This window comes from Paraburkholderia phenoliruptrix (assembly GCF_019511605.1).
Lineage (GTDB): Bacteria > Pseudomonadota > Gammaproteobacteria > Burkholderiales > Burkholderiaceae > Paraburkholderia > Paraburkholderia phenoliruptrix_A.
Window position 1 is genome coordinate 1 of sequence record NZ_JAEUAV010000088.1, and the last position, 261, is coordinate 261.

Annotated in this window: 1 protein-coding gene; it reads left to right on the forward strand. The window is 64.8% G+C overall.

The window, feature by feature from the left end; all coding sequences use genetic code 11:
• Positions 1 to 261, forward strand: a 261-nt coding sequence (locus tag JNB89_RS30890) for a hypothetical protein (protein ID WP_220364742.1), incomplete at both ends; no start/stop codon positions are given.

Below are 261 nucleotides of genomic sequence, written 5' to 3' on the forward strand. Positions count from 1 at the left end.
GCGGCGGAAAGGGTGCGTTCGTCTACACCGCTCCGAAGCCCGGCAAGAAGAACAAGTTCACTCCAGGGCAGCACGTGGCCTTCCTGCCGGAAGGCAGCGAGGTCGCAATTGGCGAAACACGCGGGCCATGGGGACATATCAGGCAGATCACCTCGGGAACAATGATCGCTGCCAGAGCCGGGGATTACTTCGGCTGGGAAGACGGGCCGCAGGCGCCGTGGCAGTTGCCGGACGGCGTCAGTGAGGAGGCAACGCCAGGCG